Below are 26159 nucleotides of genomic sequence, written 5' to 3' on the forward strand. Positions count from 1 at the left end.
TCAGTCGAACAGGTCGGGATCGGTCCGCACGATCTCGTCCCACAGCGGCTGGAAGGAGAACCAGCCGGTGAACGAGCTGCCGGTCTGCTTCCGGGTGAACAGGGCGTCCTCCTCGTCGATGAGGTGCGGCGTGCCGGCCGCCTCGGCGAGGAGCGCGGCCTGGCAGTTGCGTTCGGTGCTGATGAACCACCACGCGGCCTCGGCGACCGTCTTGCCGACGGTGAAGATGCCGTGGTTGCGGTGGAAGCACATCTTCTTCCTCTCGCCGAGGCCCTCGGCGAGCTGCCGCCCGACCTGCTCGTCGAGCACGACCGCGCCGCCGCCCTCGGTGACGACCGCGTGGTTGCCGTAGAGGGCGCAGGCGTCCTGGGTGATCGGGTCGAGCAGGCGGCCGAGCGAGGACCAGGCCTTGCCGTACACGGAGTGGGCGTGCGCGGCGGCGACGACGTCCGGCCGGGCCTTGTGCACCTGGGAGTGGATCACGAAGCCGGCCCGGTTCACCGGCTTGTTCCCGTGGACGACCGTGCCCGTGTGGTCGACGAGGAGCAGGTCGGACACCCGGATGTGGCGGAACGACATGCCGAACGGGTTCACCCAGAACATGTCCGGGTCCTCCGGGTCGCGCACCGTGATGTGCCCCGCGATGCCCTCCCCGAACCCGAGCCGGCCGAAGATCCGGAAGGCGCCGGCGAGCTGCTGCTTGCGGTGCAGCCGCTCCTCCTCGACCGTGTCGAAGACGGGCGGCCTCGGCAGGGAGATGCCCTCCTGGGTGGGTTCGAAGGAGGGCATGGACGTCGCGGCCGTCGGAGCCTCGGGTGCCGACGGAGTGGTGGGTGCGTGCGCCGGTGCAGCCATGACGTCGACGGTGCGCCGGTCGCGCCCGCCCGTCAAGCGTCGGATGACGGTAGGTGCCGGGTGGCGGCCCGGACGAACCCGGCGGGATCGTCGGCGAAGCAGCGCACCGCTGCGGGAGGGCGCCGTGGGGCCGCGGGCCACCCGGCTGAGCAGGTCCGTGCAGCCGGACCTGCTCTTCTGAGCCGGAACCGCCGGAGAAGAATGGGGTCATGCCCCGATCGCCCATTCTCGACGTCCCCATCGCCACCGAGCCGATCCGGCTCGGCCAGTTCCTCAAGCTCGCGGGCCTCGCCGAGGACGGTGTGCACGCCCGTGAGCTGGTCGAGGCCGGCGAGGTGCTGGTCGACGGGCGGACCGAGACCCGCCGCGGGGCCCAGCTGCGCCGCGGCCAGGTCGTCGCGGTGGGGGAGCAGCGCGCCCGGCCGACGGTCTAGAGGGCCCCCGTCGCCTGGTGCAGGCGCTCCTCGAGCAGCGGCGCCACGGATGTCATGTACGTCGCCGAGACGTGGTTGAAGTCCATGTAGACCATCGCGTTCCCGATTTCGGCCGGGCAGAACGTCGGATCGCAGAAGGCGTCCGACATGTCGAGGAAGGTCACGTTCGGCGGCACCCCCTCGGCCTTCTGGTACGGCGGCACCGGGGCGTAGACGGCGGCCCGGTCCAGGCCGCAGGACCGGGCGTTGCGGCCCGCCTGCTGCAGGCAGCCCGGCGGGTCGAAGGGCTCCTCGAAGCGCGGGTTGTCGCGCGCCGCGATCACCGGGATGCCCAGGTCGTCGAGCCGCTGCCAGGCCTCGACGAAGCCGGGCGGGGTGACCTCGGTGAGTCCGGCGCGGGCGTCCCGGGTGGCCAGGGTGAACACCGCGTCCGGGTGGGTGTCCGCCAGGTCGTCGAACACCGCGGCGTTGAAGGCCGGGCAGTCCGTGCTGGTCGGGTCCGTCTCCGACGCCGTGGAGAAGGGGCAGGCGCCCATCAGCATCACGGTGAGCTCCCAGTTATTCCGCTCCGCGATCGGGGCAAGGGCGGCGGTGTACTGCTGGGAGTGGGAGTCGCCGACGATCGCGATCCGCTTCGCCGGCGGCACCGCCGGATCGGCGAGGGGGGAGCTGCAGGCCTGGATCGCCGGGTAGCGGTCCATGGGACCGCAGGACCAGTCGGGGAACTTGTAGAAGTCGTCCGTGACGCTGACCATCGGCGGGACCAGGTTGACGGCGGGATCACCGGCCGGCGTGCCGGTGCGCAGGGCCGCGGCCCCCGGATGCAGTGCGTCGCCGATCACGCCCGGCCCGTCGGCCCGCCGGGCGAGGTCGACCTGCCAGACCGTGCAGCCCAGCAGGACGACGACGAGCCCGATCGCGGCCCCGCGGTACTGCGCGCGGACACCGAAGCGGGCCCGCCGGATCGGCTCCTCGACGAGGTGGTGCGTCAGCGCGGCCAGTGCCACCGAGATGGCGACGATCACGAGCCCGCCGCCCAGCCCGATCCTCGTCTGGCTGCGGACCACCAGGAACAGGATCAGCACCGGCCAGTGCCAGAGGTAGAGCGAGTAGCTGAGGTCGCCGAGGTAGCGCAGCGGGCGGGAGGCGAGGATCCGGTCGACGCCCACCGCGCTGCCCGTCGCGCCGGCGATCAGCACCAGGGCGGCCGCGCCCGTCGGCCAGAGGGCGGCGACACCGGGGAACACCGAGTCGACCTTCAGGATCGCGCCGCACGCCACGAGCCCCGCCACGCCGACCCAGCCGAGCGCGATCCGCCAGGCCCGGGGTACCCGGATCCGGTCGATCGTCAGCCCGAGCAGGCCGCCCAGCGCGAACTCCCAGACCCGGGTGAGGGAGTGGAAGTAGGCGAGCGGCTGGTTCTTGATCGTGAGGACGACCGAGAAGATCAGCGAGGCGACGAACAGCCCACCCATGGCGAGTAGCAGGTACGGGCGCAGCCGCTCGCGCAGCTGGCCGGCCATGAGCGCGACGAGCGCAACGACCAGGGGCCAGACGATGTAGAACTGCACCTGGATCGACAGTGACCAGAAGTGCTGCACCAGGCTCTGGGTGTTGTGCTGGGCCGCGTAGTCCACCGAGTCCGCGGCGAGCCGCCAGTTCTCGAGGAACACGGCGGAGGCGAACGCCTCGCGGATCGTCTGGCCCCAGCGCGCCTCCGGCAGCAGGAGCCCGCCGGCGATCACCGACGCGAGCAGCACCGTGAACGCCGCGGGCAGCAGCCGCGCGGCCTGCCGGGCCCACATCGGGCGGAACCGCAGGTCGCCGCGGGAGGCGGCGCGGAACAGGCCGCCGGTGATCAGGAAGCCGGAGATCAGGAAGAAGACGTCGACGCCGCCGGACACGCGGCCGAACCACACGTGGTAGGAGACGACGAGGGCGACGGCCAGCGCCCGCAGGCCCTGCAGCTCGGGCCGGAACGTCCGCGGGCCGGTCTGCTCCGCGGGAGTGGCCGCGTGGCGCGGGCCCGGGTCCGCCACCGGCGGGAGGGGCGCGGTCGGTCCGTCCACGGGGCCGATGCGCACCTCGGTCATCCGGTCCCCCCGCTCGTCGTTCCGCCGGCCCAGCCGTGGCACCCGATCGGTCGACCGTCCAGGGTGTCGCGAGACCCCGGCGACAAGCCGGTGTCACGACGAGCTGAGACCCTCTCACCGTAAGTGATCGGTCCCGATCGCGCTCGACGGGGGCTAGTAGCCCACGTAACCGCCGGACGAGTTGGTGCGCCCACCGGCCGCGAGCGTGCTGGTGCCGTAGTTGGCGATCATGTAGCGGACGCCCGCGGTGATGTTGGCCACCGGGTCGGTGATCGAGCGGCCCGCGAGGCTGGGGTGCACGTAGGCCCGGAAGGTCGAGGGGATGACCTGCATCAGGCCCTCCGACGGGTTGCCGGAGCGGGCGTTGGAGTCCCACAGGTTGATGGCCTTGGGGTTGCCCCCGGACTCCTTCATGATGATCTTCTTGACGCCCGGGGCGTAGCTCTGCGGGAGATCGCAGATCTTGAGCGCCTGGGCGATCCACGAGTCGAGGCCGCCCTGGGCGATGAGCGCGTCGAGCTTCGCGGCCGCGGCCGCCTCGGCGGCCTCCTTCGCCTGCTGCTCGGCGATCTGGTCGGCGATCTTGCCGGCCTTGTCGAGCGCGGCGAGCTGCAGGTCCGGCAGGTTCTCGGCCACGTCCTGGCCGGCGCCGCCCGCCGCCGCGGTGGTCATGTCCGCCACGCTGAAGGCGACCGGAGTCAGGTGCGGGGTGGCGCGCACGTCGCCCCCCGAGCCGGCCGGCAGCGACTGCGCGTCGGCGATGCGGGCGTAGGCCGCGCCGCTCTCCGAGGCGTCCGCGACGGCCTGTCCTGCGCCGGTCGAGGTGATCGCGGCGAACACGCCGGTGGAGAGGACGCCGAACGCGGCGCCGACAGCGGCGGTGGTGGACGCGACGGTGCGTCGTCCGGCGACGGGACCGAGTGCGGTCGCGCGCCCGGCGGCGTGCCGCGCGGAAGCCCGGTGGGGAGCCGGATCTCCGGTGACACGCCGGCCGCCTGGGGAGCGGTGGCCAGCCAAGTTTCGAGCCTTTCGCGATCAGAGGCCTGTCGCGAGCGGTCCCGGGTCGGGGGTCCCGGAGAGCCGGTCGGGGAGTCCGGCTCAGGTGTCCGCTCGTGATCGGACCGTGATGACCCGGGCGACATTACGGATGGTGAACCCCACGACACAAGCCCTGAGGCGGCCTGTCGCCGCTGCTCCGGGGCCGTTCGTCGCGTCGGCAACCGGTCGTGTGACGTTCGCCTCGCGCGATGAACGGTCACTGCGTGCAATCGGAGCAGTGCGTTGCGCGTACGATCAAACCTGAAGCCAACTCTATATCTTGGGGAGGTCCGATGGACGCCCACGACCAGCTGACCATCGGGGATGTCGTCGCCCGCAGCGGGTTCCCCCATTCGGCCCTGCGCTACTACGAGCGCGAAGGGCTGGTGGCCGCGGGACGCACGTCGGGCGGGCAACGGCGCTACGAGCGGAGCGTGCTGCGCCGCCTGGCGTTCATCCGAGCGGCCCGCTCGATCGGCATCGGGCTCGACGAGGTGCGGGAGGCGCTCGACGCACTGCCCGCCGACCACACCCCCACCAAGGCGGACTGGACGCGGCTGTCCAAGACCTGGCGCGGCCGGCTCGAGGAGCAGATCGACGCCCTCGTCGCGCTGCGCGACGGCCTGGACTCCTGCATCGGCTGCGGCTGCCTGTCCCTGGCCCGCTGCCGCCTGATGAACCCCGGAGACGTCGCCGCCGCGGCGGGCGAGGGTGCCCGCATGCTCCCTGCCGCCCTCCGCCGCCCACCCACCTGACCCGCCCGGCGCCCGCACGGCATGTCACAGATGTGCAACTCGCACTCCCGAAACTGCCGACTCGCGGGTGGTGGAGCCTCCCTTTCCGCGAGTCGGCACTTTCCGTAGGCCGAAACACACCGCTACGACGTCGTGAGGCGGGCGGCGCGGAGGGCCGAGCGGCGGACCTTGCCCGTGTCGTCCCGCAGCGGCTGGTCCACCCGCTCGATCGTCGCGGGGACCTTCTGCTTCGCCAGCCGCTCCGCGACGTGGGTGCGCAGGTCCTCGTCGGACACCGGCGCGCCGAGCTGGACGATCGCGTGCACGCGGGAGCCCAGGTCGTCGTCCGGCAGCCCGACCACACAGGACGACAGCACCGCGGGATGCGCGTCGAGCGCCGCCTCCACCTCGGCCGGGTACACGTTGGACCCGCCGACGAGGATCATGTCGCTGCGCCGGTCCGCCAGGTACAGATAGCCGTCGGCGTCCATCCGGCCCATGTCGCCGAGGGACTCCCAGCCGTCGCGGTGCCGCGCGGTCGCGCCCAGATAGCGGTAGGGCTGCTCGGGCACCTTCATCCACACCTCGCCGGTCTCCCCGACGGGCAGTGGCCGGCCCTCGTCGTCGCCGATCCGCATCTCGCCGGTGACCACCCGCCCCACCGAGCCGGGGTGGGCGAGCCAGTCCTCGCCGTCGATCATGGAGCTGGCCTGGGACTCCGTGCCGGCGTACAGCTCCACGACGGTGCTCGGGCCGAACCACTCCAGGCACCCGCGCTTCACGTGCTCGGGGCAGGGCGCGCCGACGTGCAGCATCGTGCGCACCGAGGACACGTCGGCCGCGGCCCGGCGCTCCTCCGGCAGCCGCAGCAGCCGGCCCATCAACGTCGGCACCGCGTAGAGCCACGTCACCCGGTGCTCCTCCACGGCGTCGAGGACGGTCGCCGCGTCGAACCGGTCCAGCACCACGAGCGTGCCGCCGAGCACCACGCTCATCAGCGAGAACATGAAGGGCGCGTTGTGGTAGAGCGGCGCGGTCACGGCGAACACCTCGTCGCCGCCCTCGATCCGCAGGGCCGGCCCCCGGGCCGTGACGTCCCCGAACAGGCCGGGCGCCCCCGACAGGATGATCTTGGGACGGCCGGTGCTGCCGCCCGAGGTCGGCGCCTTCCAGCTGGGTGGGACGGCCGGGGGCAGCGGCGCCGGGTCGAGCGCCGGATCCGGGGTCCAGCCCCGGGGGAGGGAGGGACGGCCGTCCGGCGCCGGGAGCCCGACGACGACCGCGGGGTCGGCGATCTCGAGCAGCGCGGCGAGCTCCGCGGGCGGCAGCTTCGCGGACACCGGCTGCGGGACCGCGCCGAGCTTCCAGGCCCCGAGCGTGGCGGCGTAGAAGGCGGCGCCGTTGGGCAGCCCGATCGTGATCAGTGATCCCTCGCGGGCGCCGAGCGCGGCGAACTCGCGGGCGGCCCGGCTCGCCGCGGCCGCCAGCTCCGCCCGGGTGGTGCGCCCGCCGGGATGGAGCAGCACGGTCCGGTCCGGCTCCGCGGCGGCGAGACGGTCGATCACCAGCCCGATGGGGAGGTCCTCGGGGAGTTCGGGGTCCACCCCGGCATCCTGCCCGGCGAACCGGCATGGTGCCGCCGCTGCGGGGTGGTGGTGGCCTCCCCGACCGGGGCGTCCGGTTCGCGAAGACTTCGGGTCATGACGAACAGCCGCGTGAACCCCGTCCGCCGCCCGGTCCCCGGCGCCCCGAGCGCCCGGATGCGCGCCCGCGGCTCGTCCCGCTCGCTCGCCCGCACCGCCGGCGCGTTCGGCCCTGCCCGGCGAGCCGCGCTACCCACCGCCCTGCTCCTGGGTGCACTGCTCGGCACCGCGGCCTGCGGCACCGCCGCCGCGGCGCCCGCGGCGGCCCCGGTCGCCCAGGCCCCGCCCATCGCCGCCGCACCGGCGGCACCACCGGCCCAGGCCCCGCCCGCGGCGAAACCCGCCCAGGCGGCGGCGACCAGTGCCAAGCCGGCCCCACCCCGTCCGGTCGGTGCGGCCTCCGGCGCCGCTCCGGTCCAGGACGCCGGGATGTCCGCCGCGGCCGACGGCCTGCGCCCCTTCCTCCTCACCCCGGGCGAGATCGGCCCGTCGTTCGTCAGGGCGGACGAGCCGAAGCCGGACCCGACCGTGCCCGCGATCTGCGGCGGCCCGGGCGTCGTGGCGCAGTTCCCGTTCGCCGTCCGGGTCGGCGCCGCCGCCGAGAGCCGCGCGGGCGTGGTCCAGGAGACGGTGAGCGTCTACGGCGACGCCGCGAGCGCGGCCGAGGCCTACCGCGCGACCGTGAAGGGCATGAGCTGCTCGCAGGGCACCGTCGCGGGCAAGCCCGCCGTGCTCGCACCCGCGGAGGACCTGCGGTTCGACCTCGGCCACGAGGAGGCCACCGGCTGGCGGGTCGGCGGCCAGGGTTTCGACGTCGTGATGATCGCGGTGCGAGACGGTGAGGTCGTCATGAACTTCACCGTCCTCGCCCCCGAGGACGGCCTGCCCGCGCTGCCGGATCCGCTGGTCGTGGCGCGGAACGGGGTCCAGAAGCTGCTCGGGTGAGACCCGGCTCACCGGGCTGCGCGGATACCGTGGGCCCGTGACCGTCACCGATCGCTGGCTCCGCTTCGAAGGCCTCAGCAACATCCGCGACGTCGGCGGCCTGCCGCTGACCGACGGCGGCACCGTCCGTCCGGGCGTGCTGCTGCGCAGCGAGGCGCTCCACCACGTCACCCCCGCGGACGTCGACCGGCTCGTCCAGGGCCTCGACCTGCGGCTGATCCTGGACCTGCGGACCACCAGGGAGATCGAGGAGCACGGAGAGTCGGAGCTGGCCCGCGTCGGCGTCGAGACCGTGCAGTACACGTTCATCCCCGAGGCGGGCCGCGAGCTGCCGGAGATCGGCGAGGACTTCCACCCGATGGTCGGCCACTACCTCGGCTACCTGCGGGACAAGGGCCCGAACGTGGTCGCCGCCGTCCGCCGGATCGCCGCGGGCGAGGGTTCCGTGCTGGTCCACTGCGCGGCCGGCAAGGACCGCACGGGCACGCTCGTGGCGCTGGTGCTGGAGGCCGTCGGGGTCGAGCGGGCGGCCGTCGTCGAGGACTACGCCCTGTCCGCCACGAAGATCGACGACATGTTCCGCCGCTGGACCACCGCCGCGGGCGTGGACATGCCTCCCACGGAGGAGCTGGACCGCCACCGCCCGCGCGCGGAGGCGATGGCCCAGGTCCTGCAGATCCTCGACGAGCAGGAGGGCGGCGCCACCACCTGGCTCCGGAACAACGGCCTCACGGACGACGAACTGGCCGCCCTCACCGCCCGCCTCACCTGAGGCGTTATGGAGCCATACCTGTCATTTCGAGACCTCGAAACGACAGTTGTGGCTCCATAATGCGGCTAGGGGAGCTCTTCAATCGGGATCGCGGCGTCCAGCTTGCGCAGGGTGCCGGGGTCGCCCGTGACGGCCGGCCAGCCTCTGCGGCGGGCCGTGGTGACGACCTGACCGGCCACGATGTCGTCCTGGCCCGCGGCGGCGAGCAGCAGGCCGGACTCCTGGGCCATGGCCGGGGAGAGATCGTGGATCACGGTGTTGGGCAGCCCGAGGAGCACCTGCAGGGCGGCGTGGTGCTCCGGGTCGAGCAGCGCCCACACCCGGCCGAGCGCCGCGCTGGGCACCGCGAGCACGAGGTTCTCCTCGACCGCGGCCCACACGAGGGCGCGCATGTACACCGGCCGGCCGGTCGCGAAGGCTTCGAGCGCGCTGGAGTCGAGGACTCTTCCGCCGATCATGTGCGCGCCCTTCAGCCGACGGCCACGGGAGGAACGAGCCGCAGCGACCGTCGTGCCGCGTCGAGCTCGTCCGCCGGTGGGGGACCTCCGTACAGGTCGGCCAGAGTAGCGAGCGACCGATCGCGGTCCTGCCTCGCCTGGACCGCTTCGGCCACATAGGCCGACAGGCTGGCCGCCGTCCCGTTCCGGACGGCCTCCTTGGCCTCGGCCACCATCTCGGCCGGCAGGGTGACGGTCACCCGCTCGCTGCGCATACCGACAGGCTACTCGGTGCATACCGGACCCGTCGACCGAGACCAGCCCTCCGGACAGGGCCGATGCAGGTTACCCGCGGGTATGCCAGGCTGGGGTCCAGCGCGACGGCCGGGCGAGGACGGGCCGCCGCCCCGGCTCCCGACCAGGAGATTCGCCGATGGACCTCACGTACACCGCGGCCGAGGAGGAGTTCCGCAGCGAGCTGCGCTCCTGGCTACACGCCCACATACCCGACGAGTGGCGCCGCCCCGGCTTCTGGGGGTCGCTCGACGACGACGAGAGCTTCCGCCTGCGCCGGGACTGGGAGCGCGACAAGGCGCTCGCCGGCTTCGCGGGCATCCAGTGGCCCACCGAGTTCGGCGGCCGCGGCGGCACCCCCGGCATGAAGGCGATCTACGACGCCGAGATGGTGCTGGCGAACGCGCCGAGCACGGTCAACCCGCTCGGCCTGACCTTCCTCGCGCCCACCGTGATGGCCATCGGCACGGACGCGCAGCGCAAGGAGATCATCGGCCCGATGCTCCGCAACGAGGTCATCTGGTGCCAGGGCTTCTCCGAGCCCGGCGCCGGCTCCGACCTCGCCGCGCTGTCCACGAAGGGCGTCCGCGACGGGGACGACTTCGTGGTCAACGGCCAGAAGGTCTGGACCACCAACGCCGTGCACGGCGACAAGATCTTCACCCTGGTCCGCACCACGCCCGGCAGCCAGAAGCACCGCGGCATCTCGATGCTGCTCATCGACATGCACCAGGCCGGTGTGGACGCGCGCCCGCTCAAGCAGATGTCCGGCGCCAGCGAGTTCGGCGAGGTCTTCTTCGACGACGCCCGGGTCCCGGCCACCGACGTCCTCGGCGAGATCGACGAGGGCTGGCGCACCGCGATGCTGCTGCTCTCCTTCGAGCGCGGCGCCTCCGGCATGGCCCAGTACACCGAGTTCCGCCGCCAGTACGACGAGATCGTGGCCGTCGCGAAGAAGCTCGGCAGGGACACCGACCCGGTGCTGCGCGGCAAGCTCGCCCGCGTGCTCACCGAGCTGGAGTGCCTGCGGCTGCACGCGCTGCACATCCTCACGCAGACCGAGCAGGGCCGGGACCTGGGCTTCGAGGCCTCGATGACCAAGCTGCAGTGGTCGGAGACCTTCCAGGACCTCTGGGAGGTCTACGACGACGTGCTCGGCGAGGACGTCACGCTCGAGCAGCTGGAGGACCTCGACCTCCGCCCGTTCAACGCGCAGGCGATGTGGTCCCGGTCGGTCACCATCTGGGGCGGTTCCTCGCAGGTCCAGCGCAACGTCACCGCCGAGCGCGTGCTCGGCCTGCCCCGGTAGGAGGGGACCGTGTTCTTCGCACTCACCGAGGACCAGCAGGAGTTCGGGGCGGCCGTCTCCACCTACCTGGCCGAGCGCTTCGACCTCGCCGCCGTGCGCCAGGTGGTCGAGTCCGATGGCGACGGCAACCCGGAGAGCCTCTGGAAGGCCGCGGGGGAGCAGGGCTGGCTCGCCGTCACCGTCCCCGAGGAGCACGACGGCCTGGGGCTGGGCCTGGTCGAGGCCCAGGTCATCGCCCGGGCCCTCGGCGCCGGCGTCGCACCCGGGCCGTGGCGCGGCACCGTGCTGGCGGCCGAGGCGATCCGCCTCGCGGGGTCGGGCGAGCAGAAGGCGGCCTGGCTGCCCCGGCTCGCGACCGGCGAGGCGATCGGGGCCCTCGGGCTCTCCCGGACCGTCGAGTACGGGGCGATCGCGGACGTCGTCGTCACGGCGGAGGGGCTGCTCACCGGTGCCGACGCCACCCCGGTCGCGTCCTACGACGGCACCACCCGGCTGGCCACCGTGAGCGGCGGCAGCGTCGAGGCGCTGCCCGGCGACGTGTCCTCGCTGCAGGCCCGCGCCGCCGTCCTGGCGGCGGCCGACCTGGTCGGGACCGCCCGCGAGGCGCTCTCCCGCACCGTGGCCTACGACAAGGACCGGGAGCAGTTCGGCGTCCCCGTCGGCTCCTTCCAGGCCATCAAGCACGCGCTCGCGGACCTCCACGTCGGGGTCACCATGGCCGAGCACGCCGTTCTCTACGCGGCCCACGCCGTCGACACCGGGCTCGACGACGCGCCGCTCGCCGTGTCCGTCGCCAAGGCTAAGGCGGGCGACGTGGCGCAGCAGGCGACCGCCGCGATGATCCAGTACCACGGCGGGATCGGCTTCACCTGGGAGCACGAGGCGCACCTGTTCTACAAGCGCGCCAAGCGTCTCGCCGCCCGGTACGGCTCCGCGGACGCCCACCGGGAGACCATCGCGGCCCTCACCATCTGACGCCGCGGGGTTCCCCGCGGGGAGCCCCGCGGCCCCGGAGTCCGAGCCGGACCGTCCTTGTTGGAATGCGGAACTCCGCCGGTCGTGGGACCGTTGACGGATGCCGGCTTCTCCCCCTGTCAACGCCACCGCCGCCGCCCTGCTCGGGCTGCTCCACAGCGGCCCCATGACGGGCGGCCAGCTCGTCGCCGCCGCGGGCGAACGTTTCGGCTCGTTCTTCACCGTGACCCGCAGCCAGGTGTACCGCGAGCTGCCCGTCATGGCGGAGGCCGGGCTGCTCCGCCTCGGCAAGCAGGGCCCACGGGCGTCCCAGCAGTACGTCATCACCGCCGCGGGCAAGCGGGCCTTCAAGGCCTGGCTGCAGCACGGCAGCGGTGGCGACTCGCTGCGCAGCCCGCTGGTGCTCCGCCTGCTGCACGCGGGGTCGCTCACCGCCAAGCAGCGCGCCGACCTGGTCGACACCTCGCGCGAGGTGTACTCGGCGCGGCTCGTCGAGGCCCGCACCGAGGCCCGGGGCGAGGAGGACCCGTACCGGAAGGCGGTCGCGGACTTCACCGTTTCGCACGCCCGCGCCATGGTGAAGCTCCTGGACACGATCCCCCGGGACTGACCGCGTAGCCTGGTTCGTCGTGAACCCCGACGTGGCAGCCGACCTGAAGGACCTCGCGACCACTCTCGAGGGGATCGAGGTCGTCACCGACCTGCCCGCGCTGCGGAACGAGATCGCGGACCTCGAGGAGCAGGCGGGCGCGCCCGACCTCTGGAACGACACCGAGGCCGCCCAGAAGGTCACGAGCCGGCTCTCGCACGCCCAGGCGGACCTGCGCCGCGTCGAGGACCTGCGCCGCCGCCTCGAGGACCTCCCGGTGCTCTACGAGCTGGCCGAGGACGAGGCGGACGAGTCCGCGATCGCGGACGCGGACCGGGACCGGGGCAAGCTCCGCGAGGAGATCGAGTCGCTCGAGGTCCGCACCCTGCTGTCCGGGGAGTACGACGCCCGCGAGGCGCTCGTCACGATCCGCTCCGAGGCCGGCGGGATCGACGCGGCCGACTTCGCCGAGATGCTCATGCGCATGTACATGCGCTGGGCCGAGCGGCACGGCTACGGCGTCGACGTCTACGACACCTCCTATGCGGAGGAGGCGGGCATCAAGTCCACCACCTTCCAGGTCCACACCCCGTACGCCTACGGCACGCTGTCGGTCGAGCAGGGCACGCACCGCCTCGTCCGCATCTCGCCCTTCGACAACCAGGGCCGCCGCCAGACGTCGTTCGCGGGCGTCGAGGTCACCCCCGTCGTCGAGTCCACGGACCACGTGGAGATCGACGAGAAGGAGCTGCGGGTCGACGTCTACCGGTCGTCGGGCCCGGGTGGTCAGGGCGTCAACACCACGGACTCCGCGGTGCGGCTCACGCACCTGCCGACCGGCATCGTGGTGTCCTGCCAGAACGAGCGGTCGCAGATCCAGAACAAGGCCACCGCGATGGTCGTGCTGCAGGCCAAGCTGCTCGCGCGCAAGCGTGAGGAGGAGCGGGCGCTGATGGACTCGCTGAAGGACACCGGCTCGTCCTGGGGCAACCAGATGCGCTCCTACGTGCTGCACCCGTACCAGATGGTCAAGGATCTGCGCACCGAGTACGAGGTCGGCAACCCGGGCGCGGTGCTCGACGGCGACATCGACGGCTTCATCGAGGCCGGCATCCGGTGGCGCCGCAACCAGGAGCTCGAGGCCGAGAAGGCCTGATCGGACGAGCGGTACCGCCGCTGCGCCGAGGGGGCCTGTCGGGTGCGGGCGCCGTCATGATCCGCCGGTAACGTCCGCGGCGTGATCCGGCTGGAGCGCGTCACCAAGATGTACAAGACCTCGACGCGCCCTGCGCTCGACCGCGTCTCCGTCGACGTCGAGAAGGGCGAGTTCGTCTTCCTCATCGGACCGTCGGGCTCCGGGAAGTCGACCTTCCTGCGGCTGCTGCTCCGCGAGGACGTGCCCACCCGCGGCAAGATCTTCGTGACGGACCTCGACGTCGCCAAGCTGCCGCGGCGCAAGGTCCCGCGGCTGCGCCAGCGGATCGGCTGCGTGTTCCAGGACTTCCGGCTGCTGCCGAACAAGACCGTCGGCGGCAACGTCGCGTTCGCGCTCGAGGTGATCGGCAAGTCGCCCTCGACCGTGCGCAAGGTCGTGCCCGAGGTCCTCGAGCTGGTCGGCCTGTCCGGCAAGGCGGACCGGATGCCGCACGAGCTCTCCGGCGGCGAGCAGCAGCGCGTCGCGATCGCGCGGGCCTTCGTGAACCGGCCGCTGGTCCTGCTCGCGGACGAGCCGACGGGCAACCTGGACCCGGACACCAGCCAGGACATCATGCTGCTGCTCGAGCGGATCAACCGCACGGGCACCACGGTCGTCATGGCCACCCACGACCACTCCATCGTCGACTCGATGCGACGGCGGGTGGTGGAGCTGGAGATGGGCCGGGTCGTGCGCGACGAGGCCCACGCGGTCTACGGAGTGGGTCGATAAGTGCGCACCGACTTCGTCCTGCGGGAGGTCACCACCGGCCTGCGCCGCAACGTCACGATGACCGTGGCGATGGTGCTGACGACGGCGATCTCCCTGCTCATGGTGGGGACCGGCCTGCTCGCGGTGAAGACGATCGACGCCACCGAGGCCGTCTACTCGGACCGCCTCGAGGTGCGCGTCGCGCTGACCCAGGACGTGTCCACGGCGGACGCGGACTGCTCGCAGCCGATCTGCGCCGGGCTGAAGAAGACGCTCACGAGCTCGCCGCTGGTCCAGACGGTGACGTACGAGAACCAGCAGGAGGCGTACACGCGCTTCCAGGAGCTCTTCGCCGGGCAGTCCGTGGCCGAGCTCGCCCGCCCGCAGTCGCTGCCCGCCACGCTGCGGGTCAAGCTCGTCGAGCAGAACGGCTCCACCGAGGCCGGGGCGTCCGCGGTCAAGCAGGCGATGGCCAACCAGGTCGGCGTCCGCACCGTGATCGACCAGCGGGACGTCGTGGCCAAGCTGTTCGACTTCCTCGGCGGGGTCCGCAACGTCACCTTCGCGCTCGCGCTGGTGCAGGCCGTGGCCGCGCTGCTGCTGATCTCCAACACCGTGCAGGTCTCCGCGTACACCCGGCGCACCGAGGTCGGCGTGATGCGGCTGGTCGGCGCCACGCGCTGGTACACGCAGCTCCCGTTCCTGGTGGAGGCGGTGATCACCGGTGTGGTCGGCGCGGTGCTGGCGGCCGTCGGGCTGGTCGTCGGCAAGCTCGCGTTCATCGACTCCCTGCTGGCCGGGATCGCCCAGAACGGCGTCATCCCTCCGGTCACCATGACGGACGTCCTGACGACGGCCGCCTACCTGATCCCGATCGGCGGCGTCATCGCCGGCATCACCGGTTACGTAACTCTGCGCCTGTACGTCAAGGTCTGAGTACCCTGGAGTGGTGAAGGAGAAAGGCCGCAAGGTGATCGCGCAGAACCGGCGCGCGCGTCACGACTACGCGGTGCTCGAGGAGTTCGAGGCCGGTGTCGCGCTCATGGGCACCGAGGTCAAGAGCCTTCGGCTGGGCCGGGCGTCGATCGTCGACGCGTTCGCGACCGTGGACGACGGCGAGGTCTGGCTGCGCGGCCTGCACATCCCCGAGTACACCCACGGCAGCTGGACGAACCACGAGCCGCGCCGCACCCGCAAGCTGCTGCTGCACCGCTACGAGATCGAGAAGCTGATCGGCAAGATCCGCGAGGGCGGGCTCACCCTCGTCCCCATGTCGCTGTACTTCTCCGACGGGAAGGTCAAGTGCGAGCTGGCCTTGGCCCGCGGCAAGAAGGCCTACGACAAGCGCCAGGACCTCGCGAAGAAGGACGCGGAGCGGGACATGGCGCGGGCGATCGGGCGCGCGGCGAAGGGCCGGGCGAAGTCGTTCCAGCGATGACGGGGTCCTTCCAGCGATGACGGGTCCGGAGACGGACGACGACGTCCCGGGCTGGGTCGAGAGCCTCGGGCTCCCCGGCCTCGTCGACGTCCACGTGCACTTCCTCCCCGAGCGCGTCCTCCGCAAGGTCTGGGCCTACTTCGACCAGGCCGAGACGCACTACGGCCGCGCCTGGCCCGTGCAGTACCGGCTTTCCCAGGAGGAGCGGGTCGCGCTCCTGCGGAAGCTCGGCGTGCAGAAGTTCGCCCCGCTCGTCTACCCCCACAAGCCGGACATGGCGGCCTGGCTCACGGAGTGGGTCACCGACTTCGCCGACGCCACCCCGTCCGCCGTCCGCACCGCCACCCTCTACGCCGAGCCGGGCGTCGAGGACTACCTCGGCGCCGCCGTCCGGGCCGGCGCGCGGGCGGTGAAGGTCCACGTCCAGGTCGGCGGCTTCGATCCCCGCGATCCCTTCCTCGACCCCGCCTGGGGCCTACTGGCCGACGCGGGGGTCCCCGCGATCGTCCACTGCGGTCACGGCCCCATCCCCGGCGCCCACACCGGCCTGGACGTCTTCGCCGAGGTCCTGGCCCGTCACCCCCGCCTGACGACCGTCCTCGCCCACGCCGGCATGCCCGACTACCGGGGAGCCGTGGACCTGGTCCACCGCTACGAGAACGTCCACCTCGACACCACGATGGTCGGCACGCCGTTCTCGGAGGAGATGGCCCCGCTCCCGAAGGACTGGCCCGCCCTCCTCGCCGAGATCCCCGGCCGCGTCGTCCTGGGCACGGACTTCCCGAACATCCCGTACTCCTACGCCACCCAGCTCCGGGCGATCGCCGGATGGGCGGCGGCGGACGGGCGCCTGGGGGAGGCGTTCCTGAGGGACGTGCTTTTCGAGGCCGGCACCCGGCTCCTGTGAGGACGTTCTCCCCTCACGACCCCGCCTGACCTGCGCACACACTGCCCGTGCGTGGGGAACGGTGCCCGAGCACCGTTCCCCGTGCGCAGGGGTCAGGGGACGAGGACGAGCCGGCCGCCCACCCCGCCGGCGGCGAGCCGGTCCTGGGCCGCCGCGACCTCGTCGAGCGGGTACGTCGTCACCGACGGCAGCGCGAGCGCGCCGGTGGACGCGAGCGTCGCCAGCTCCGCCAGGCGGGCGCCGTCCGGCCGGACCAGCGCCTGGACGGACCGGATCCCCCGCTCGCCCTCGACGGGCCCGGCCACGGTCACGAGCACCCCGCCGTCGCGAACCGGGGCGAGTGCTGCGGCGCCGAGTCCCACCGTGTCCAGCACCCCGTCCACCCCCGACGGCAGCGCGTCGCGGGCCACCACCGTGGCGCCGAAGCTCTCCACGGTCCGAGCGTCCCGGGAGGACGCCGTCGCCGTCACCCGCAGACCGGCCCGCACCGCCAGCTGCACGGCGAACGCCCCGACCCCGCCCGCCCCGCCGAGCACCATCAGGTGCGCGCCGGTGGGCAGGTCGAGCTCCCGCAGCGCCGCGTCCGCGGTGAGGGAGTTGAGCGGGAGCGTCGCGGCCCGCGCGGGCTCGATGCCCGATGGGGCCGGCGCGACGGAGTCCGCGGGAACCACGACGAACGACGCCTGCGTCCCCGTCGCCACCGCGAAGGCCGGGAGCAGACCGACCACCGCAGTCCCCGCGGCGAAGCCCTCACCAGCGGAGATCCGCCCGGCGACGTCCCAGCCCAACCCCCGCTCGAACGAGCTCCCGGGCGCGGGAGCGATCCCCGCCTGCACCGTGAACCCGCTCCGGCTCCCGAGGTCGATCGGGTTGACCGCCGCCGCCTCGACGGCGATCCGCACCTCGCCCGGCCCGGGCTCCGGCACCGGCCGCTCCGCGACCTCCAGGACCTCCGTGCCGCCGAACGCCCGGTACACCACTGCCTTCATCTCTGCCTCCTGCGCGAGTCGTCGTTGTGGACCCGACGGTAGGAGAGCTACTCTCCAACAGGTAGTAGTTACCTGAGAGTGCGTAGCACACGCGGAGGAGTGCCATGGCCACCACGACGGCCGCCGACCGGCGCGAGGACGAGCGCCAGGCCTACAACGCCTTCCTCGCCGCCTGCCCGAGCCGGATGGTCCTCGACCGGATCAGCGACAAGTGGGTCGGCCTGCTGCTCGGCGCGCTGTCCGGCGGTCCGCGGCGCTACTCCGAGCTCGCCCGCCGGGTCGCCGGCGTGAGCCCCAAGATGCTCACCCAGACCCTGCGCGCCCTGGAGCGCGACGGGCTCGTCGAGCGCGAGGTCACCGCCGCCGTCCCGGTCCGTGTCGACTACCGGCTGACGCCCCTCGGAACGGGCCTCCACCAGGCCGTTCTCCACCTGAAGGTGTGGGCCGAGGCGCACGTCGAGGAGGTCCTCGCGGCGCGCGACCGCTACGACTCGCAGCCGGCGGAGGAATCGGAATGATCCGGCACCCGGGGACCGTTATGCTGTGTCGACGGTCCGAACGCCGGGCCGCAGGGGGGTGAACGGTTTCGACTCCTGAAGCAGACCGTGGGGAAGCGTGCCGAGGAAGGCGACGATGATCTCGTTAACCACACGTCGCAAAAAAATATCTGCCGACGAGAGTCAGCAGGCCCAGGTTTCGCGCAACGAGCTCGCGCTCGCTGCCTGATCCAGTAAAGGGCTGTCGGCCCGGGGGCGTTCCCGCCCCGGTGTCCGGCATCAGCTAGGGAACTCACCGTCCGACCCGGCCGTCGGGGCCGGACGGGACACCTCACAGCGGCTGGGATCGTCACACCGGCTCGTCCGTGGGACCGGTGGATCCGAGTAGAGACAGAGCGGACTGCGCACGGAGAAGCCCTCGCGAAGCAAAGGAGGACCCGGGTTCGATTCCCGGCACCTCCACCCCTGGAGCGAGTGAGCCCCGGCCCGTCAGGGCCGGGGCTCACTCACAGGCAGACCAGCCCCCACGGCTTGTCCCGCACCCGGGTCATGACGAGCGTGGCCCGCCGGGAGCCCTGCAGCTTGAGCGTGCGGTGCAACGCATCGACGTCCCCCGCGAGCCCCCGCCGCCGGATGTCGACGGCCCCGATGTCGAGGTCGCGCAGCTTGCGCGGCAACCGTTTCTGGTCCCACGGGCCCGAGTCGATCACCTCGAGGGTCCGGGCGAAGGGCGTGGTCACCCGGGTGTCGGCGGACAGGAACGCGATCCGCTCGTCGATCTTCCAGGTCCTGGTCAGCCGGGCAAGGTCCTCGACCGCCCCCGCGCGCGTGACGGCGGGGTTCGGGTCGAGCAGGAACCGTCCCGGATCGCGGACCTCGACCGGCTCCCCGGGGGTCGCGACGAGCGAGTCCCCACCCGGCAGGATCGTCGCCCGGGCACGCACACCGGCCAGCCCCGGCGACCACAGCACGGCCTCCTTGAGCTCCCGCTCGACGGCGACGAACTCCAGCTCCCACCCCGGAGGTGCCACCGCGTGGTCGACGCCCGGGGCGGCCTTGATCCCGACCGGCACCGGGAGCCCGACACACCACTGCAGCGGCGGCTCGCTCTCACCCGTCCGCATCCGGCCGCCGCCGCTGCGCCGCGCGGGATCGACGAACACCGCGTCGAACCCCCTCAGGTCCACGTCCCGCACGTCCGCGAGCAGCATCGACGGTGCCCCGCCGTAGGCGCGCGCGTTGTGCTCCGCCAGCCACAGGTGCACCGGATCCCGGTCCACGGCCAGCACCTCGCGGCCCGGCGCGAGCGCGAGCAGATCGCCCCCGATGCCGCAGCACAGGTCGGCGACCCGGCCCGGCAGCCGGGCGGCGGTGTGCCGCGCGACGATCTCCGGAGACGCCTGCTCCCAGCCGGCCCGGGTCAGCAGCATCTCACCCGCCCGGTCGAACTTGGTGGCCGCGCGCCCGCGCAGCGCGGTCTGGGTGAGCGCCTCGGCCACCAGCTCCGCCGGGAACGTCCGGCGCAGCGCGGTGCCCAGCCGCAGCGCGGCCGCGTCCGTGTAGGGCGCGCCGTCGAGGCCCGCCGTGATCGCGGCGAACACCGCCTCGCCCTGCGGGCCGGCCAGTGCCTCGAGTCGTGCGATCGCGTCCGTGTCCACCGCGGGACGACGATAGTCGCGCCGACGGAGCCGGCCCCGGCCGGTGACGAAGGGCCCCTTCCACCCGGTCGCGTAGCGTGGGGGCGTTCGGGACGAAGGGGGCACCGGTGCGGTCGAAGGGGTCACGGCTGCCCCGCGAGATCTGGGTGCTCGTCGTCGCGGCGTTCGTCGTCGCCGTCGGGTTCGGGATCGTCGCCCCGGCGCTGCCGGCCTTCGCCCGCTCGTTCGACGTCGGGTACACCGCGGTCTCGGCCGTGATCAGCCTGTTCGCCGGCTTCCGGCTGGCGTTCGCCCCGCTCGGCGGACGGCTGGTGGGCCGCTTCGGCGAGCTGCGCATCTTCGGGATCGGGCTGACGATCGCGGCGGCGTCCGTCGGCGCCACGGCGTTCGCCCAGTCCTACGTGCAGCTCCTGCTCTTCCGCGGGCTCGGCGGTATCGGCTCCACGATGTTCACTGTGTCGGCGATCTCGCTCCTCATCCGGCTCTCTCCCGCCGACCAGCGCGGCCGCGCGTCCGGTGTGTGGGCGACCGGGTTCCTGCTCGGCAACATCGCCGGCCCGCTCGTCGGAGGCGGCCTGATCACGGTGAGCCTGCGGGCCCCGTTCCTCGTCTACGCGGGCGCGCTGGCCCTGGCGATGGCGATCGCGCTGCCCCTCCTGCGGGGACGGATCGGTTCCCCGGCGGGTGGCGAGGCCGCGGCCGCCGAGGTGGTGACCTTCGGCGCGGCGTTCCGGCACCCGACCTACCGCGCGGCGCTCACGTCGAGCTTCGCCAACGGCTGGACGGTGTTCGGCGTGCGGGTCGCGCTCGTCCCGCTGTTCGTCGTCGAGGCGCTCCGGCTCCGCGACGAATGGAGCGGCTACGCCCTGGCCGTCTTCGCCGTGGGCAACGCGGCCACCCTGCTGCTGTCCGGCCGGCTCGCGGACCGCCGCGGCCGCAGACCCCCGGTGCTGGCGGGCCTCGCCGTCTCCGCCGTCGCGACCGGCCTGATCGGGGTCGCCCCGAACACGGTCCTGTTCCTGGTGTTGTCGCTGGTGGCGGGGGTGGGCAGCGGGCTGGTCAACCCGTCGATGACCGCGGCGGTCGCGGACGTCATCGGCAGCGGGGCCCGCGGCGGCACCGTGCTGGCGGGTTTCCAGATGGCGGCGGACGTCGGCGCGATCGTCGGCCCGCTCGTCGCCGGTGCGGTCGCACAGGTCGCCGGGTTCGGCTGGGCCTTCGCCCTGACGGGTCTGATCTCGCTCCTGGCGCTGGCCTTCTGGGTGCGCGCCCCCGAGACCCTGCCCCGCACCGACCGCGCGGACCCCACCACCGAGACGGTGGCGGGGGAGCGCGCGGTCGGAGCGGAGTAAAGCAGAACAGCGGGACGGCTCAGGGGACCGCCGCCAGGTAGGCCGGCCAGCTCCCGTGCTCGGTGACGTCCCGGGCCGTGGCGGTGACCCAGGACTCGCAGACGATCCCGTACGCGGACCGGCCGCTGTCGAGCACCAGGCTGCCGACGGCGAGCGGGGCGGGCAGCGAGACGACCAGCCGTCCCACCGCCGGCACCGGCATCCGGTAGAGCTCCACCTCCACCGACGCGCCTCCCGCCGTGACCCGCACCAGCCCGCCCCGGGGTACGCCCCCGCCGTCGAGCGCGAGCAGCCGGTAGACCGCGGCCGTGCGGTCCGTCCGCGCGAACACCGCGCCCAGGGCGAGCAGCTCCTCGTGCAGGGGTTGGCCGCGGCGGTGGGCCGCCACGACCCCGAGCAGCACCGTCACGGGGTGATCTCCGAGACGTGTGCCGCCACGATCTTCCAACCCTCGGCGAAGCGCACCCACGTCTGCGTCTGCCGGCCCTCCGCGGCCGTGCCGGGGTAGCCGAACAGTGTGCTCACCACCGCGGTCGTCGGCGAGGTGACCAGCACGACCGTCTCCGACAGGGTCCGACCGGCCGGGACGCCGGGGTTCGCCCGCCGCCAGGCCGCGATCTCGGCGCCGCCCTGCTGGCGGTCCGCGACGCCGTAGCGCACGCACCGCGGATCCGCCCAGAACAGCTCGGTCAGCAGCTCGACGTCCGCCTCCCGCAGCGCCTGCTCGTAGCGGCCGAACACCTCCGTGATCTCGGCCGTCACGTCGGGCAGGGCGGCCGGCCCCGTGACGTTCTCGGTGGCCGTGCCCGTCATGCGGTCGCCGGGCGGCCGGGGATCTCCTGCACGGAGTCCGCCCGCGCCGGCTCGGGCTCGCGTGCCACCGGGACGCCCTCGCCCGGCTCGGCCCCGACCAGGTCGGCGGCCACCGGCTGGTCCTCCCGGACCCCGCCGGAGTCGCCGCGGCCCCGCATGACCAGGCCGAAGATCGCCAGCACGACGGCGGCGAACAGGTAGCCCAGGGCGATCTGCCCGCCCACGTTCCACCCGACGGCCTCGGCGTGGATCAGCCCGATGAACCCGAGCACCGCCCCGATCGCCGAGTAGGCCGCGGCGGCGAAGAAGTTCTTGTCCACGATGAACGCCGTGATCGAGCCGAGCACCAGCCCGGCGAGGATCGCGCCGCCGCCGAGCAGCGCGGTGCCGTGGAACACGAGCCCGGCGTTGCTCAGCGCGTCCTCGCCGACCTGCGACGCGGTCGTCCCGGCGGCGGCGAGGGCGTTGTTCATCAGCCCCGTCGCCCAGGAGGCGATGTTCGGGATGATCGCCATGACCACGGCGATGGCGTGCCGCTTCGGCGTCTCCTGGAAGGCCTGCGCCCCGATCAGCAGCCCGATGTAGAGCAGGATCGGCACGATCGCCGGCAGCGGGAGCAGGGCTCCGAGCAGCGAGAACAGGCCGAGGAAGCACATCAGCGCGATCACGACGCCCGACGCGAGCGAGTACGTCGTCCGGCCGCCCGCGGCCTTCCAACCGGGGTGTCCGATGTAGACGGCGGGCGGGAACGGGCAGCCGAGCGCCGCACCGACGACGGCCCCGGCACCGTCCGCGATCAGGATGGAGCGCAGGTTGTACTCGTCGCCCGCGACGGCCGCGGACTCGACGTTGGTCATGCCCTCAGTGAAGTTGTAGATGCCCAGCGGGATCGCGGTCGCGAGCAGCGGGGCGACGTCGGCGAGCCCGTGGCCGAGCCGCGCGAAGTCGAACCACGGGAGGTTGACCGAGACGTTCGCCGCGGCGTCCGCGACCGCGTCGCCGGACATGTACCCGCCGACCCAGCCGATCGCGGTGCCCACGAGCAGTGCCGCGAGCCCGACGGGGATGTTCCCCGGCAGCTTCAGGTCCGTGAAGAAGCCGATGAGGATGATCACCATGACCGGCAGCGCGATCCACAGCGCGGTGAACATCTGCGCCGCGGGGCGCATGGAGATGAAGGCGATCGAGATGCCGGCCAGCGTGCCGAGCATCGCCGCCTGCGGCGTGTACTTGCGGATGTACGGCCCCACGAAGGCGCCGAGCAGCACGATCACGCCGATGATCAGCGACCACGCCAGCCCGGCCGCCCAGGCGACGAGCGGGTCCTTCGTCGTCAGGTAGATCGGCAGCATGATCACGAACACGACGATGAACATGTGCGGCACGGAGGGCCCGTACGGCATGGCGCAGACGTCCGTGCGGCCCTCCTTGCGGGCCAGGCGCCGGGCGAGGTAGGTGTAGTAGACGTTGCCGATCAGCAGCTGCACGCCGAGCGCCGGGAGGATCACCCCGAAGACGTCGGCCCCCGGAATGTTGATCACGCCGAGGCAGAGCCCGGAGAGCACCAGCACGTTGACCAGGGTGTTGAACCCCAGGCCGAAGAACGCGTTGGTGTCCCCGGAGACCCACCAGGACAGCTTCATCGGTGCGGGCTTCTCGGTGGTTTCAGCGGTGGTCATGCCACGGCCTCCTGGGCGGTGAGGGCGGTGAGCAGTGCGGTGGAGTCCGCGACCCAGCCGAAGATCCCGCCCTGGGCGGCGACCATCTCGAGTGCGACGCGGTGGAACTCGGGGAAGTACGAGCCGGTGCAGTCCGAGAGCACGAGGCACTCGTAGCCCCGGTCGTTGGCCTCCCGGACGGTGGTGTGCACGCAGACCTCGGTGGTCACCCCGGCGACGATGAGCGAGGTGATCCCGTTGTCCGCCAGGAGCTGTCCGAAGCCGGTGCCGTGGAAGGACCCCTTCCCCGGCTTGTCGACGACCGGCTCACCGGGCAGCGGGGCCAGCTCGTCGATGATGTCGTGGCCGTACTCCCCGCGGATCAGGATGCGGCCCTTGGGCCCGGGATCGCCGATGCGCAGCGTCGGATCGCCGCGGTTCAGCTTGGCCGGCGGGCAGTCGCTCAGGTCCGGCACGTGCCCCTCGCGGGTGTGGATCACGGTCATGCCCAGCGCGCGGGCCGTCGCGAGGACCTGCTGCAGGGGCGGGATCACGCTGCGCAGCAACGACACGTCGTTGCCGAGGGTCTCGCCGAACCCGCCGGGCTCGCAGAAGTCCCGCTGCATGTCGATGATCACCAGGGCGGTGGTCGCGGGGTCGAAGGTGTAGGCGCCGGGTGCGGCGTCGACTGTGGTCACGGGGTGCTCCAGGTGGTCGCCTCGACGACGGCGTCGGAGGTCCCGACGGCGCCGAACACCCCGCCCTGCATGGTCACCATGTGCAGGGCGGCGTCGTGGTTGGACGGGTCGGTGGCGCCGGTGCAGTCCGACAGGATCAGGCACTCGTAGCCGCGGTCGTTCGCCTCGCGCATGGTGGTGTGCACGCAGACGTCCGTCGTGATGCCGGTGAGCAGGATGTGGGTGATCCCGTTGCTGCGCAGCACCAGGTCGAGCTGTGTGGCGTAGAAGGCGCCCTTGCCCGGCTTGTCGATCAGGACCTCGCCCGGGATCGGCGCGACCTCCGGGACGATCTCCCAGCCCGGCTCGCCGCGGACCAGGATCCGGCCGGTCGGTCCCTCGGAGCCGATCTCCGCGCCGATCTGCTTCGACCGCCAGCGCTTGTTCGCGGGCAGGTCGGACAGGTCCGGCGCGTGGCCCTCGCGGGTGTGGATCACCAGCATCCCGGTCTCCCGGGCGTGGGCGAGCAACCGCGCGGTCGGGCCGAGTCCCTTGCGGGTCAACGAGATGTCGTAGCCCATCCGGTCGACGTAGCCACCCGGCCCGCAGAAGTCGATCTGCCAGTCGATGTTGATGATGGCCACCTTCGACGCGGGCACCGCGCCGTCGTAGGGCCAGGCGTAGGGGCGGGCCGCGACCGGGCCGATCGTCGCGGTGCGCGTGTCCGTACTGGTCGTCATCGAACCTCCATGGGGACGAGCGCGGCGGCTGCGGCCAGCAGCCGGGTCTCCGAGAACGCGGGGCCGAAGAGGGTGACCCCGCAGGGGCGGCCGCCGGTACCGTCCGGGTCCGCCGTGAACCCCGCGGGGACGGCGACGGCGGCGAGATCGAGCAGGTTGGTGAACTGCGTGTAGCGGCCGAGGACGAGGTTGCGCGCCACCGGTTCCTCGGCCAGCTCGGCGCGGGTGAAGGTGGTGGGGACGGTGGGCAGCAGCAGCACGTCCGCGGTCTCGAACAGCCGCGCCGCCCATGCCCTGAGCTCCTGCAGCCGGTACCGGGCGCGGAAGGCGTCGACCGCGGAGAAGTCCTTCCCCCTCTCGATCACCGCGCGGGTCACGGGCAGGACGTCGGCCGGCCCCGCCAGGAACTCCTCGAGGACGGCCAGCCGCTCGGCGACCCACGGCCCGCCGTAGAGCAGGTCCCCGGCCTCCCGCAACGGACCGACGTCCACCCCCACCACCTCGTCGGCCCGGGCCGCGGCACGGTCGACGACCTCGGCGAACCGGGCGCCGACACCCGGATCGACGTCCAGCTCCGCGGGCACGGCGAGCCGGAGCCCGACCGGCAGGGGAGTGCCCGAGCGTGACCAGGGATCGTCCGGATCCGGTCCGGCGAGTACGTCGAGCACGGTCGCCGCATCCCCGAGGTCCCGGGTGAACACGCTGACGCAGTCCAGCGACCGGCAGGCGGGCACCACCCCGGAGGCCCCCACGAGCCCGCGGGTCGGCTTGAGCCCCACGATCCCGTTGAGCGCCGCGGGCACCCGCCCCGATCCGGCCGTGTCCGTTCCCAACGCCACGGGCACGATCCCGGCCGCGACGGCGACCGCGCTGCCCGAGCTCGACCCGCCGGAGATCAGGTCCCCGCCGAACACCGACTCCGGTGCGCCGTAAGGGGAGCGGGTGCCGTTCAGCCCCGTCGCGAACTGATCCAGGTTCGTCTTGCCGACGACGATCGCGCCCGCCTCCCGCAGCCGGCGCACCGCTCCGGCGTCGGCGTCGGGGAGGCGGGCGAAGTCCGGACAGGCCGCGGTGGTGGGCAGGCCGGCGACGTCGATGTTGTCCTTCACCGCCACCGGCACGCCCCACAGCGGCAGCTCCCGGTCGAGCGACTCCAGCGCGAGGGCCCGCTCCCGGAGCTCGTCCGCCGGCGTGACGCTGATCCACACGGCGTCGTCCCCGCGACCGGCGATGCGCGCGAGCACATCCTCGACCACCGTGAGGGGACGCAGCGCGCCCGCCCGATAGGCCGTCCGGAGCCCGCGCACCCCCATCGGGGGTGCCCCTGTCGCTGTCTGCACTTGGTCGATTGTCGACAGAATGGTGTCGGGACAAGGCTCGGGCAGTTACGACTGTGTGACAGCTCC

At 72.8% G+C, this 26159-nt stretch carries 28 protein-coding genes and 1 other RNA gene; 15 read left to right on the top strand and 14 right to left on the bottom strand.

Annotated elements, in window-relative coordinates; translation table 11 throughout:
- A complete protein-coding gene (locus tag ABD324_RS11730) occupies positions 1–855 on the bottom strand; it encodes a class II aldolase/adducin family protein (RefSeq protein WP_344415469.1) in 855 nt (284 codons plus the stop codon).
- 209 nt (positions 856–1064) lie between these two features.
- Here ABD324_RS11730 and ABD324_RS11735 point away from each other — a divergent pair, with 209 nt between their 5' ends.
- Entirely contained in the window at positions 1065–1289 is a 225-nt protein-coding gene (locus ABD324_RS11735; RefSeq protein WP_344415471.1) for an RNA-binding S4 domain-containing protein, read from the top strand.
- Here the strand turns inward: ABD324_RS11735 and ABD324_RS11740 are convergent.
- Positions 1286–3382 carry an acyltransferase family protein gene (locus ABD324_RS11740; RefSeq protein ID WP_344415473.1) on the bottom strand — a complete coding sequence of 699 codons (2097 nt, stop codon included), beginning with the start codon at positions 3380–3382 and terminating at the stop codon, positions 1286–1288. The two genes, ABD324_RS11735 and ABD324_RS11740, sit on opposite strands and share 4 nt — an antisense overlap.
- 153 nt (positions 3383–3535) lie before the next feature.
- Positions 3536–4222 (bottom strand): transglycosylase SLT domain-containing protein, encoded by a 687-nt coding sequence (locus tag ABD324_RS11745; protein ID WP_344415475.1) that lies wholly within the window; start codon positions 4220–4222, stop codon positions 3536–3538.
- 491 nt (positions 4223–4713) lie between these two features.
- Between ABD324_RS11745 and soxR the strand changes: the two genes are divergently transcribed.
- Positions 4714–5175, top strand: coding sequence for a redox-sensitive transcriptional activator SoxR (gene soxR, locus ABD324_RS11750; protein ID WP_344415476.1), 462 nt, complete (start codon positions 4714–4716; stop codon positions 5173–5175).
- Positions 5176–5297: 122 nt separating this feature from the next.
- Here soxR and ABD324_RS11755 read toward each other — a convergent pair whose 3' ends face one another.
- The gene (locus tag ABD324_RS11755; protein ID WP_344415478.1) at positions 5298–6758 is read right to left on the bottom strand and encodes an AMP-binding protein; all 1461 of its coding nucleotides are present in this window, start codon (positions 6756–6758) and stop codon (positions 5298–5300) included.
- A 96-nt stretch (positions 6759–6854) separates the two neighbouring features.
- Between ABD324_RS11755 and ABD324_RS11760 the strand changes: the two genes are divergently transcribed.
- Positions 6855–7742: a hypothetical protein gene (locus ABD324_RS11760; RefSeq protein ID WP_344415480.1), complete on the top strand. Its 888-nt coding sequence runs from the start codon at positions 6855–6857 to the stop codon at positions 7740–7742.
- A 37-nt stretch (positions 7743–7779) separates the two neighbouring features.
- Positions 7780–8514 (top strand): tyrosine-protein phosphatase, encoded by a 735-nt coding sequence (locus tag ABD324_RS11765; protein WP_344415482.1) that lies wholly within the window; start codon positions 7780–7782, stop codon positions 8512–8514.
- A 65-nt stretch (positions 8515–8579) separates the two neighbouring features.
- Here the strand turns inward: ABD324_RS11765 and ABD324_RS11770 are convergent, their stop codons facing one another.
- The gene (locus ABD324_RS11770; protein WP_344415484.1) at positions 8580–8972 is read right to left on the bottom strand and encodes a hypothetical protein; all 393 of its coding nucleotides are present in this window, start codon (positions 8970–8972) and stop codon (positions 8580–8582) included.
- An 11-nt stretch (positions 8973–8983) separates the two neighbouring features.
- Positions 8984–9226, bottom strand: coding sequence for a ribbon-helix-helix domain-containing protein (locus ABD324_RS11775; protein WP_344415486.1), 243 nt, complete (start codon positions 9224–9226; stop codon positions 8984–8986).
- Between the two features lie 158 nt (positions 9227–9384).
- On the opposite strand from ABD324_RS11775, the gene ABD324_RS11780 reads away from it, so the two are divergent.
- From ABD324_RS11780 to ABD324_RS11815, 8 genes are all read left to right on the top strand, one after another.
- Positions 9385–10554, top strand: a complete 1170-nt coding sequence (locus ABD324_RS11780) for an acyl-CoA dehydrogenase family protein (protein ID WP_344415488.1) — start codon at positions 9385–9387, stop codon at positions 10552–10554.
- A 9-nt stretch (positions 10555–10563) separates the two neighbouring features.
- A complete protein-coding gene (locus ABD324_RS11785) occupies positions 10564–11529 on the top strand; it encodes an acyl-CoA dehydrogenase family protein (protein WP_344415491.1) in 966 nt (321 codons plus the stop codon).
- 100 nt (positions 11530–11629) lie between these two features.
- Positions 11630–12139 (top strand): PadR family transcriptional regulator, encoded by a 510-nt coding sequence (locus tag ABD324_RS11790; RefSeq protein ID WP_344415493.1) that lies wholly within the window; start codon positions 11630–11632, stop codon positions 12137–12139.
- Positions 12140–12158: 19 nt separating this feature from the next.
- Complete coding sequence (gene prfB, locus ABD324_RS11795) at positions 12159–13274, top strand: peptide chain release factor 2 (protein ID WP_344415495.1); 1116 nt, start codon at positions 12159–12161, stop codon at positions 13272–13274.
- A gap of 81 nt (positions 13275–13355) precedes the next feature.
- Positions 13356–14045, top strand: coding sequence for a cell division ATP-binding protein FtsE (gene ftsE, locus ABD324_RS11800; protein ID WP_344415497.1), 690 nt, complete (start codon positions 13356–13358; stop codon positions 14043–14045).
- Complete coding sequence (gene ftsX / locus ABD324_RS11805) at positions 14046–14960, top strand: permease-like cell division protein FtsX (protein ID WP_344415499.1); 915 nt, start codon at positions 14046–14048, stop codon at positions 14958–14960.
- A 10-nt stretch (positions 14961–14970) separates the two neighbouring features.
- Positions 14971–15462, top strand: a complete 492-nt coding sequence (gene smpB, locus ABD324_RS11810; protein ID WP_344415502.1) for an SsrA-binding protein SmpB — start codon at positions 14971–14973, stop codon at positions 15460–15462.
- Between the two features lie 16 nt (positions 15463–15478).
- Positions 15479–16369 carry an amidohydrolase family protein gene (locus tag ABD324_RS11815; RefSeq protein WP_344415504.1) on the top strand — a complete coding sequence of 297 codons (891 nt, stop codon included), beginning with the start codon at positions 15479–15481 and terminating at the stop codon, positions 16367–16369.
- Between the two features lie 92 nt (positions 16370–16461).
- On the opposite strand, the gene ABD324_RS11820 is transcribed toward ABD324_RS11815, so the two are convergent.
- Complete coding sequence (locus ABD324_RS11820; protein ID WP_344415506.1) at positions 16462–17358, bottom strand: NADP-dependent oxidoreductase; 897 nt, start codon at positions 17356–17358, stop codon at positions 16462–16464.
- Between the two features lie 104 nt (positions 17359–17462).
- Here ABD324_RS11820 and ABD324_RS11825 point away from each other — a divergent pair, with 104 nt between their 5' ends.
- Both ABD324_RS11825 and ssrA read left to right on the top strand, forming a co-directional pair.
- On the top strand, positions 17463–17876 hold the full coding sequence (locus ABD324_RS11825) for a winged helix-turn-helix transcriptional regulator (protein WP_344415508.1): 414 nt from the start codon (positions 17463–17465) through the stop codon (positions 17874–17876).
- Positions 17877–17930: 54 nt separating this feature from the next.
- Positions 17931–18320, top strand: a transfer-messenger RNA (tmRNA) gene (gene ssrA, locus ABD324_RS11830).
- Positions 18321–18361: 41 nt separating this feature from the next.
- Here ssrA and ABD324_RS11835 read toward each other — a convergent pair.
- The gene (locus ABD324_RS11835) at positions 18362–19513 is read right to left on the bottom strand and encodes a THUMP-like domain-containing protein (RefSeq protein WP_344415510.1); all 1152 of its coding nucleotides are present in this window, start codon (positions 19511–19513) and stop codon (positions 18362–18364) included.
- Positions 19514–19620: 107 nt separating this feature from the next.
- Between ABD324_RS11835 and ABD324_RS11840 the strand changes: the two genes are divergently transcribed.
- Positions 19621–20865, top strand: coding sequence for an MFS transporter (locus ABD324_RS11840; protein ID WP_344415512.1), 1245 nt, complete (start codon positions 19621–19623; stop codon positions 20863–20865).
- A gap of 19 nt (positions 20866–20884) precedes the next feature.
- Here the strand turns inward: ABD324_RS11840 and ABD324_RS11845 are convergent, their stop codons facing one another.
- From ABD324_RS11845 to atzF, 6 genes are read right to left on the bottom strand one after another with little or no spacing between them, the layout of a single operon-like run.
- Positions 20885–21274 carry an allophanate hydrolase-related protein gene (locus ABD324_RS11845; RefSeq protein ID WP_344415514.1) on the bottom strand — a complete coding sequence of 130 codons (390 nt, stop codon included), beginning with the start codon at positions 21272–21274 and terminating at the stop codon, positions 20885–20887.
- The gene (locus ABD324_RS11850; protein WP_344415517.1) at positions 21271–21678 is read right to left on the bottom strand and encodes an AtzH-like domain-containing protein; all 408 of its coding nucleotides are present in this window, start codon (positions 21676–21678) and stop codon (positions 21271–21273) included. The genes ABD324_RS11845 and ABD324_RS11850 overlap by 4 nt, the downstream gene beginning before the upstream one ends.
- A complete protein-coding gene (locus ABD324_RS11855) occupies positions 21675–23357 on the bottom strand; it encodes a regulator (protein ID WP_344415519.1) in 1683 nt (560 codons plus the stop codon). Before ABD324_RS11855 ends, ABD324_RS11850 begins: the two co-directional genes overlap by 4 nt.
- On the bottom strand, positions 23354–24034 hold the full coding sequence (locus ABD324_RS11860; protein ID WP_344415521.1) for a cysteine hydrolase family protein: 681 nt from the start codon (positions 24032–24034) through the stop codon (positions 23354–23356). The genes ABD324_RS11855 and ABD324_RS11860 overlap by 4 nt, the downstream gene beginning before the upstream one ends.
- Positions 24031–24753 (bottom strand): biuret amidohydrolase, encoded by a 723-nt coding sequence (gene biuH / locus ABD324_RS11865; protein WP_344415523.1) that lies wholly within the window; start codon positions 24751–24753, stop codon positions 24031–24033. Before biuH ends, ABD324_RS11860 begins: the two co-directional genes overlap by 4 nt.
- Positions 24750–26093 carry an allophanate hydrolase gene (gene atzF / locus ABD324_RS11870; protein WP_344415525.1) on the bottom strand — a complete coding sequence of 448 codons (1344 nt, stop codon included), beginning with the start codon at positions 26091–26093 and terminating at the stop codon, positions 24750–24752. The genes biuH and atzF overlap by 4 nt, the downstream gene beginning before the upstream one ends.
- Positions 26094–26159 lie beyond the last annotated feature (66 nt).

Source organism: Pseudonocardia ailaonensis, from assembly GCF_039531635.1.
Classification (GTDB): domain Bacteria; phylum Actinomycetota; class Actinomycetes; order Mycobacteriales; family Pseudonocardiaceae; genus Pseudonocardia; species Pseudonocardia ailaonensis.

Coding starts and splice junctions, on each gene's coding strand:
- ABD324_RS11735 (WP_344415471.1), top strand. CDS start 1,065: ATGCCCCGATCGCCCATTCTCGACGTCCCCATCGCCACCGAGCCGATC.
- ABD324_RS11760 (WP_344415480.1), top strand. CDS start 6,855: ATGACGAACAGCCGCGTGAACCCCGTCCGCCGCCCGGTCCCCGGCGCC.
- ABD324_RS11770 (WP_344415484.1), bottom strand. CDS start 8,972: ATGATCGGCGGAAGAGTCCTCGACTCCAGCGCGCTCGAAGCCTTCGCG.
- biuH (WP_344415523.1), bottom strand. CDS start 24,753: ATGACGACCAGTACGGACACGCGCACCGCGACGATCGGCCCGGTCGCG.
- ABD324_RS11740 (WP_344415473.1), bottom strand. CDS start 3,382: ATGACCGAGGTGCGCATCGGCCCCGTGGACGGACCGACCGCGCCCCTC.
- ABD324_RS11790 (WP_344415493.1), top strand. CDS start 11,630: ATGCCGGCTTCTCCCCCTGTCAACGCCACCGCCGCCGCCCTGCTCGGG.
- ABD324_RS11855 (WP_344415519.1), bottom strand. CDS start 23,357: ATGACCACCGCTGAAACCACCGAGAAGCCCGCACCGATGAAGCTGTCC.
- ABD324_RS11850 (WP_344415517.1), bottom strand. CDS start 21,678: ATGACGGGCACGGCCACCGAGAACGTCACGGGGCCGGCCGCCCTGCCC.
- ABD324_RS11825 (WP_344415508.1), top strand. CDS start 17,463: ATGGCCACCACGACGGCCGCCGACCGGCGCGAGGACGAGCGCCAGGCC.
- ABD324_RS11780 (WP_344415488.1), top strand. CDS start 9,385: ATGGACCTCACGTACACCGCGGCCGAGGAGGAGTTCCGCAGCGAGCTG.
- ABD324_RS11815 (WP_344415504.1), top strand. CDS start 15,479: ATGACGGGTCCGGAGACGGACGACGACGTCCCGGGCTGGGTCGAGAGC.
- soxR (WP_344415476.1), top strand. CDS start 4,714: ATGGACGCCCACGACCAGCTGACCATCGGGGATGTCGTCGCCCGCAGC.
- ABD324_RS11775 (WP_344415486.1), bottom strand. CDS start 9,226: ATGCGCAGCGAGCGGGTGACCGTCACCCTGCCGGCCGAGATGGTGGCC.
- ABD324_RS11820 (WP_344415506.1), bottom strand. CDS start 17,358: ATGAAGGCAGTGGTGTACCGGGCGTTCGGCGGCACGGAGGTCCTGGAG.
- ABD324_RS11730 (WP_344415469.1), bottom strand. CDS start 855: ATGGCTGCACCGGCGCACGCACCCACCACTCCGTCGGCACCCGAGGCT.